The organism is Micromonospora sp. NPDC051296 (assembly GCF_040682255.1).
Taxonomy (GTDB): domain Bacteria; phylum Actinomycetota; class Actinomycetes; order Mycobacteriales; family Micromonosporaceae; genus Micromonospora; species Micromonospora craterilacus.
Genome location: NZ_JBFBAO010000315.1, coordinates 1 through 8,536, shown reverse-complemented (window position 1 = coordinate 8,536; position 8,536 = coordinate 1). Strand labels below are relative to the sequence as shown.

4 protein-coding genes and 1 pseudogene are annotated in these 8,536 nt (G+C 63.6%); 1 reads left to right on the top strand and 4 read right to left on the bottom strand.

All coding sequences use genetic code 11. From position 1 onward, the window contains the following. Window positions 1-106: 106 nt before the first annotated feature. Entirely contained in the window at window positions 107-1,420 is a 1,314-nt protein-coding gene (locus AB0M52_RS26230) for an ISL3 family transposase (protein WP_363958837.1), read from the bottom strand. A 146-nt stretch (window positions 1,421-1,566) separates the two neighbouring features. On the opposite strand from AB0M52_RS26230, the pseudogene AB0M52_RS26225 reads away from it, so the two are divergent. Further along, a pseudogene (locus tag AB0M52_RS26225) lies at window positions 1,567-1,809 on the top strand (ISAs1 family transposase); the annotation flags it as partial. A gap of 125 nt (window positions 1,810-1,934) precedes the next feature. On the opposite strand, the gene AB0M52_RS26220 reads toward AB0M52_RS26225, so the two are convergent. The 3 genes from AB0M52_RS26220 to AB0M52_RS26210 form a co-directional block, all read right to left on the bottom strand. Beyond that, window positions 1,935-2,777 (bottom strand): transposase family protein, encoded by an 843-nt coding sequence (locus tag AB0M52_RS26220; RefSeq protein WP_363958834.1) that lies wholly within the window; start codon window positions 2,775-2,777, stop codon window positions 1,935-1,937. 335 nt (window positions 2,778-3,112) lie between these two features. Beyond that, on the bottom strand, window positions 3,113-4,318 hold the full coding sequence (locus tag AB0M52_RS26215) for a hypothetical protein (RefSeq protein ID WP_363958831.1): 1,206 nt from the start codon (window positions 4,316-4,318) through the stop codon (window positions 3,113-3,115). Between the two features lie 132 nt (window positions 4,319-4,450). Continuing rightward, on the bottom strand, window positions 4,451-8,536 hold a 4,086-nt coding region (locus AB0M52_RS26210; RefSeq protein WP_363958829.1), incomplete at its 5' end, for an RHS repeat-associated core domain-containing protein.

Sequence of the window (8,536 nt, the reverse complement as noted above, 5' to 3'; positions counted from 1 at the left end):
GCTGAACGTGGTCTGGTCGAACGAGGTCCGCAGCATCGGGTGCCGCTCGACCAGTTGCCGGATCACCGTACGCAGCGTGTCCACGTCCGCGTACCGGATCACGAAATTAGCGGGGGTTGAGGTGTCCTCGGGTTCGTCGGGTGGTGGCGCAGCGGGTGCGTAGTCGCTGGTTGACGGGGTTGCGGAAGCCGTAGGCGTCGCGGGCGACGGTTTTGATTACTCGGTTGGTGCCTTCGGAGCCGGCGTTGGTGATGCCGGTGTGGAGGAAGGCGAGGATTTGGGGCCACCAGGTCTGCACGGTGGTTGCCAGGCGGGCGAGTTCGGGCAGGTCGGCGTGGGCGCAGCGGCGGTAGAAGCGGTAGAGCAGCTCGGCGACGCGTTCGCGATTGGGGTTGACGCGGGCCAGCGCGAGCAGGTCGAGCAGGTCTTCCTTGGCGTTCCAGGCGGCCAGGATCGGCGTCCCGATGCGTGCCGGCAGCGCGGCCAGTTCGGCTTCGAGGTCGTCTACGTGCTCGGCGCGCATGCGGGCGGCGGAGCGGGTCAGCCGGTTGCGGAGTTCCCACTCGCGGTTGCCTTTGCGTCCGCGTCGGCCGCGGACCTGCACGGTGACCCGGCGGCGGACCTCGGTGACGGTGGCGTTGGCCAACTGCACGAGGTGGAAGTGGTCGACGACGAGTTGGGCGTGCGGCAGTACCCGCTCGATGGCGGACTTGAAGATCGTGCACATGTCGATCGCGACGTAGCGGACCTGATCACGCCACATCGGCGGGCGGGCCAGGAGCCAGTCGGCCACAACCTGGGCGGTGCGGCCCTCGACCTGACCGAGCAGTCCCTGCCCGCCCGACAGATCCACGAACCCGACGTGCCAGCGGTCGACCGTGCTCTGCCAGGCGCCGGTGGCCTCGTCGAGGACGAACTTCGGCCTGCCCCGGCGGATCTCGTCGATGCCCAACACCTCGACAGGCTGCGGCTGGACGGGCAGCACCACAGCGGCATGCGCGGCGAACGCGGCGGCGACGACCGGCCACGACAGGTCATGATCCCGGGCCGCCTGCACGACAGTGCGTCCATCGTCAGCGACCGCAGCGCCGGACGCCGCCCGCAACCGCGCGGTCAACCTCTTGCGAGCCGGCACAGCCTCTACCGCCTCGGTGAACGACCCACGCCGACAACCGGGCTCATCACAGCGCCAACGGCGCTTGCACCACCGCAGCGCTGGCCACCGCCCACCCACCGGCAGGTCACGCGGGCGGGTCACCCGCCGGCCCTTCGACCTGCGTGCCCGTGTTCCGCACTCTGGGCACCGCCGTGCCCGCTCATCGGTGGTGACCAGGTCCACCACCAGACCGTCCGCCCCGTCCGCGACCCCGACGACGGCCAGACCGGCGAGGCCCAACAGCCGGGTCGTATCCTCAACCATGCCCGTGGCTCTTCTACTGTGATCAGCTTGCTTCGACAACAAGATGATCACCAGGAGCCACGGGCATCCTCACACCAGGGTCCACCCTGGACGGATCGACGGCCTCAGCCGACCCCCCTCAACTTCGGTGAGCCGCCAAACCTGCCCAGCTGGCCGCCTGGATCCGCGGCCACTGGTCGATCGAAAACAAGATCCACTGGGTGCGAGACGTCACCTACGACGAAGACCGCTCCCAGATCCGCACCGGCACCGGACCACAAGTCATGGCCGCCCTCCGCAACGCCGCCATCGGCGCACTACGCACCGCCGGCGTCACCAACATCGCCGCCGCGAACCGGCATCACGCCCGCGACAGCAGCCGCCCGCTGGCCCTACTCGGCGTCACCTAACGACTGGTTTCTGGAGTTAACGAAATCCCGCGCCAACCCGCACATCCCTTGCCAAAGGCTTGCGAACCGCGTCAACTGCCGTGATCCAACAGTGAGGGCCAGCTGAGGAGCTTACTGAAGTGATCTCAACGACTTTGCGGTAGGTATTTGTACTCGAAGTGGGTCAGGTGCAGGGCTGCGGCGACGATGTCGCCGATTCGGCGTGGGCTGACGGTCGTATGACGTAGCGTCTTCCAACGTCCGATCAGGATCGCGAAGCCGCGTTCTCCTTGCCAACGCAGGCCGCGTAGCAGTCGGTTGTAGGCGCGGTTGTCGGGCGCGAGCCGGTGGCCGTCGGCGGGTTGCTTGACCGGAGTCTTGATGCCGTGACCGGCGCTTTCGTAGCCGGAGTCGGCCAGGGCGGGCAGGTCGAGTTCGGCGGCGGACCAGTTCAAAGCGGCGGTTCTCCCGAGTTCTCGGGCGCAACTGGTGTCGTGCAGATGCCCGGGCAGCGCCGCCGATGTCCAGATCGGCAGCCCGTCCGGGCGTATGACAGCCTGGATGTTCGCGCCGAAGTCGCGGTGCTTTCCGGAGAACCAGGCGTCGATCACCTCGCCCTTGACCGACAGGGTTGTCTCCGTGAGCCGGTCGCAGTCGAACAGCTTGCCGTCGAGGATCACATGCGACCAGCCGTCGGCCGCGGCCCGCCGCAGAGCGGTATGCAGGTCGACCGCCTGGGCAGCGAGCACGGCGATGCCCTCGTCGCGGTAGCGGTAGGCGGTCGCCCGGGAGATGCCGAACCCGGCGGCGAGCAGGGTTATGTCTTCGGCCTTGCGGAACCAGACCAGCACCATCAGCGCCTGGTAGAAGCAGGTCAACGCCCGGGTGCCACGGCGGGTACCGCAGACGCGTCGCTGTGCGTACAACAGCCGGGCGAGGTGCTGCACGAGTTCCCTCGGGACGTCGACCATGGCACGATAGGCAATCACGTGGAGCCCTCTCGAAGACGTGTTTCTGTCGCAAGGACGTGTCTATCGATGGCTCCACGCCTGTATCCACTACCGCCCGACTCGCCGCCTTCGCCCGTGTCGCACCAATCAACCCTTATGCGTCGCTGAGATCACCTCACTTACCTACTCGCACCGGCGCCCGAGTCGGCCCTCACGGATCAGCCTCCCTACCCGCATGTCACACTGCAGGGCGTTAAAGATCAAGCTTAGGTCGTGGAGAGGCCGGCCAGGACAGCGTCGTACGTTAACCGGGGTAGCCCTCCGGGTCAGGCAGCTTAAACAGCCCTCCACGCTTCCAGCAGATTGACACCGAGTTACGAGACATCCTTTAGCCACTCGTTGAAAGAGTCATGCTCGAAGGGAAGACCGAAGTGGCGGAACATGTGGTTGATCTCCGGCTGCTTTCGTAGTCCTTCGTAACGTGCTACTGCCAGCATTGCCTTCCGTTGGTGCGCAGCAAGGCCACGAAAAGGTGTCCCTGCAGGAGCCGAACCACTGGGGAACGCGGCTTGAAGCAAGGCTCGGAACAGCCGAAAAGTATCGTCTTCGGGGTCGCCCATCGCCAACCTCCCAATAATCACCTCGATGCGCTCGTTGGACGATTTGTCGCTAAGACTTTGAGCAATTAGACTTGCCGTGGCAGACATGCTGCCATACACATAGGGCCAGTTATGGATATCGCGCGTACGCGCGAACACGCAATCGTAGAGATCCGCAATAAGTTCACGACTGGGCTGAGCTATGAGACGCGCTTGCCCCATCGCAGAAGCCCACCTTTCGCGACGACTATGGCTGCGAGCTCTCTCTTTCACAAGTTCGAACAGTCGAGAGTTAGGGCCACAGGCCAGGCCAGCGGACACGCACATCACTGCCGCCACCTCACTGTCCTCTTCAACCACTAGAGCTCGCGCAAGTGCAGACTCGGTAAGCTTGGCCCTCTCAGGAAACCAAGACAGCAGGTAGGCGGCGTATAGCCGTAAGGTGGATGATGATGCCGCAAGGGCGCCGATGAAGGTCGGAACGCCCGCCATAACGGCGTCGTAAGAGCGCATATGCAAAACCTGCTGCTCTCGCTCGGCTTTGACAGATGCAAACTGGGCGCTGCGCCCTCGCGCCGCCCTCTCCTCATCCGTAGGCGCAGCAGAAACCCACGCATCCTTCTCACGCAGCAGTTCTTCAGTCGTCAGCCCCGACATGCGCTCAACCTCGGCGCGAATCAGAGTTACGGACATGCGATTCTGAAGCCAACGCTCGTCATCGCCAACGGCAATCGCCGCCAGCAAACGACACGCGGCAAACCTATCCGGCGCATTGTCGCTACCGACGAGGTCCACCAAATAGGGGACAGCTTCTACACCTGCAGGCGAGGCCATCCCATCCCCCACTAGCAGCTCCGTCAACTCCTCATAGGCGGACACACGCTCAGCAGGGCTTTCGGACCAGATCTTCTCAAGGAGGTTACGCACCTCAAGCCCTGAACCATAAAGATGGTTCACGGAATTCCAGTCCAGATCATCCACGTCTTTAGAGTAGCCTGGCACCATGGGCGACACCTTATCATGACGCCTTAGGAAAAGGAAACGGCTCCCGAGGGGCGCGAGCAAGGGACGGGGTCCCGCCCTGAAGAGAGCGGAACCCCATCAACTAGTCCGTCACGCATGAAATCTTGGATCGTTTGTAATATCTGGTGTGCAGACTCCCGGCATCTCGATCGGCATAAGCCCACAAGGTCCGTACTTTAAGCCGAAGTAAATGTCCGCAGCAAAACCGAGTGCACCGAGGCCTCCTGCTGCCTTGCCCATACCGCGGGGGGGCCGGTAGGCGGGTGCATCAAAGAGCGTTGGCTGGGTCCGCCCGGGCGGATGCACAATCTGAGGGCCAGGCCCCTTTATTGCTGGAGACTTGTTATCGCCGTAATTCTTGTCTTTAAGTCCAGGTGCCCTATAGACAATATTGATTCCCTTCTGGGCGGCGGCCTCCCTCAGGATGGGATCACACACCGGACAAGCCGTTCTTCCCTCTCGGTGAACAAGAATCACAAGGGTGTTGCCCTTCTTCAGCACGCCCTTCTCCTCGAACCAGCTTAACGCTCGAGGCTCAATGTGCACATCGTTCTGACTCGACTCGCCCTTGAATGTGCCGCCTCCACTGCGTATAAAGTCCTCCTTGGCTATCAGATTTCCGTCGGCGTCGTAAACAGCGGCGGCGCCATAAAGGGTTCCGCCCGGCCGTGCCTCATAGCCAAGCGAGTCAGAGTAGTATGTGCTGTCCTTACCGGCCGCCGGCGGAATGATATTGCGCCAGTAGTGATCCATCCAGGTGCCCGAGCCACCACCACCACCGTCGCTGGTGACGACGTGTCCATCGACTTCAATCATCGTGATCGGGTTGCCTCCGCCGAAGGCGTAGCGGTTGCCGGTCCACGGGTTGAGGCCGAGGTTCATGTCGGCGAGGGCGCCGTTGTAGCTGTCGCGTGAGAGAAAGCGGTTTAGGCCGGGGCTGTAGTCGCGGAAGCCCATGTCGTACGACCCGGAGGCCTGGTCCCACCGCTTGGCGTTGTACCGGTAGGCGTTGTAGGGCTCCTTGGTGGGGTCCGCCGTGTCGGGCTTGTCGATGCCGGTGAACTCGGCGTCGTTATTGCTGCCGTAGGCGGTGTAGCCGTAGGTGGCTTTCGTGTTGCCACTTTCGTCGGTCAGTTGCTCGACGTCGGTGTGCGGGTTGTACCCGTAGTACGCCTCTTCCTCGGTGCCGTCGTCGTTGTGGGTCACCTGCGACAGCCGCTGGCCCCATGGGGAGTACCGGTAGGACTTGGTGAGTTCGCCGGCGACTTCCTCGTCCAGGACTTCGCCTGAGAGGCCGAGGTAGTTGAAGGTGGTGGTCTTCTCCTTGGCGCCGCCGGCGTCGGTGGACTTGGTGGTGGTGCGGTCCAGCGGGTCGTAGGTGTACTTGGTGACGGTGGTGCCGGTGCCGGTGCTCTTGCGGTTTTCCAGGATGTGGTCGAACCCGTCGTACAGGTTCTTCTCGACCACCTCACCGGCGGCGGTCACGGTATCGAGGCGGCCGTACGGGTCGTAGTTGTACGACGAGGTCACGCCTGCCGTGGTGGCGGTCAGGAGCCGGTTGCGGTCGTAGTTGAAGGTGGTGGTGACGTTCTTGATCGCTTGTTCGATGACGTTGTTGTTGGCATCGTGGACGTAGGTTTCGGTGGCCGGCGTGTCGCCGCTCTTGGTCACCGACCTCACGCGGTCGCGGGGGTCGTAGGTGTAGGTGGTGTTGTTCCAGACGTAGGCGGCGTGGTTGTCGGCGCGCATCTTCTTGTTGTTGTCGGAGATGCGGTTGCCGTTGAGGTCGTAGGTCATCGAGTGCTCGGAGACCACGTGCCCGTCGGGCTTCTTCTCGACCTGGTACTTCAGCAGCCCGTCGAGGTAGTAGAGGTGTTCGACGGTGTTGCCGTTGCCCTTGGTCTCCTTCCACTTCTCGCCCCGGTCGGTGTAGGTGAAGGTGGTGGTCTTCTTGTCCGGGTCGGTGGCGGTCTTGCCGTTGACCACGGTTGAGACCTTGTCGCGCTCGTCGTAGGTATAGCTGGCGTACTGCCTGTCGTGCTCAGTGGTCAGCGGGACGCTGTTCTGGTTGTAGGTGAACTTGGTGGTGTTCTTCACCGTTCCCGATTTGCGCTCGGTCACGGTCTGGACCTGGTTGAGGCCGGTGTAGGCGACCGAGTACGTGTCGACGCGCGCGCCGGGTGATGTGTCGGTGATGGTGGTGAGGTTGCCGTTCGGGTCGTACCGGTAGGTGTAGTCGACCTTCTCGTCGTCGGTCTCCCCCGAGTTGTCCCGAACCACCTTCACCGCGTCGGCGACGACAGTCCCGCCAGCCTGGTCGGTGAGGGTGACCTTGTGGGTGTTGCCCTCGGTGAAGGTGTAGGAGCCGAGGCTGACCCACGTGCCGGTGTTGGTGGTCTGGTTGACCGTCCGCACCGTGTCGCCGCCGCCGTGGTTGACCGTGTATCGGGCGTCGGTGGCGGCGCCGGCGACCTGCGGGTAGCGGGCGAACACCTCATAGGTGCCGGCCTGCGGCACGTTGAGCTGCCAGGTAAAGGAGTTCGTCCCCGTACCGGCCGGACGGGTGGCGTAGTTGTGTCCGTGCTTGCCGGTCGCTGGGGTGGCGGCGGTCCAGGTGCCGGTGGCTGACACGTTGTTGAAGTCGGAGTTGTCGACCAGCACGACGTGCTTGCCGACCGGCACACCCTCGTCGGTGCGGGAGGCCAGTTTGCCGTCGGAGAAGTAGGACCAGGTCATCGTCCGGTTCGACGATCCGCCCGGATCCTCGCCGGCAGGGGTCACCGTCCGTGCGCTCTGGGCACCGAGCTTGTTGTAGTCGTACGACGTGACGATGTCCCACGGGTCGCTGCTGGTCTCAGTCCAGCCGTTGTCGAAGTAGGTGTAGTTGGTGTCGTTGCGGACCGACTCACCCGCCGACGGGGGCATGCTGACCTTGGCCAGCCGACCGACGTCGTCGTACTCATACGTGGTGACATCCGCGGTGGTGTAACGGGCATCGTCCCTGTCGTAGGCGGTACGGGTCTCCTTCGCCCGGTTCAGCTCGTCGTAGACGGTTTCGGTGGCGAAGTCGTCCGGGTCCTCCGACTCCGTTGTGGCAACACCTCGTGGGCTGATCACCCGAGTCTGATTGCCGACCTGGTCGTACTCGTACTTCGTGACGCGCCAGGTGATGGTGCCGGACTCGTTCTTGTGCGGGACCTTTACCTCGCGCGGCTTGCCCCGCGGATCGAGGAGGACCTCGGTGGTGTTGCCGAGTTGGTCGGTGGTCGCGGTGACCAGACCGTCCCTGTCGTAACGGGTAGTTATGAACTTGCCCAGCGCGTCGATGGTCTTGGTCAACCGGTGCGCCGTGTCGTACTCGAACAACGTGGTGTAGTCGGCGGTGTCGGCCGTGGCGTTCTTGCGGGGGTCGACGACCTTCGTGACGTTGCCGACGTTGTCGTACTCGTAGGTGATCTTGTGGCCCTCGGCGTTGGTGACGCTGGTGAGTTGGTGGATCTCGTCGTAGGCGTTGGTGGTGACGAAGTCACCGGCCTCCGGTGTCAGGTTGCCCTTCGGCTCGGTGTAGGTGATCAGGTTGCCGACCGTGTCGTAGGTGAAAGAGGTCTTCCGCTCCGGGTCCCCGGCGACGTCAACCGGTGCCAACGTGTACGTCAGCTGGTCGGCCTCGTCGTACACGGCCTCGCTCACCGCGCCGTTGGGGGCGTACGACTCGATGACGTTGTCGTTCTCGTCGTACTTCGGCGCTGGCGTGACGATGATGTCGCCCACGTCCTGGTCCTTCGGAACCCGGTTCTCGAGCGGGCGTCCGAAGGTGTCGTACGTCTGAGTGGTCTCCTTCTCGTAGGCGTCGGTGACCGTCAGGACGTTGCCGCGCACGTCGTAGACGAAGTCGGTCGCCTTGCCGAGCGCGTCCGTGATGGTCTGCGGGTAACCGTTCTTGTCGAACTGGCTGTTGGTGGTGACGTTGCCGTTGGCATCCGTCGCCGTCAGCAGTTGGCCCCAGGCGTCGTAGGTGTAGGAGGTCTTGTAGTCCTCCGGGTCCGGCGTGGTGTTGCCGATCGGGTCGACCACCCAGGCCAGGTCACCGTCGTCCTCGTAGCCAAAGGTGTGCTTGCGCCCCTCCGGGCTGGTCTTCTCGATCAGGTCGGCGACGTAGCCGTTGAGCTGACGCTG

What these genes read in the sequence shown, in the direction of transcription:
- AB0M52_RS26230 (WP_363958837.1), bottom strand. Translation starts at nt 1,420, where the DNA reads ATGGTTGAGGATACGACCCGGCTGTTGGGCCTCGCCGGTCTGGCCGTC.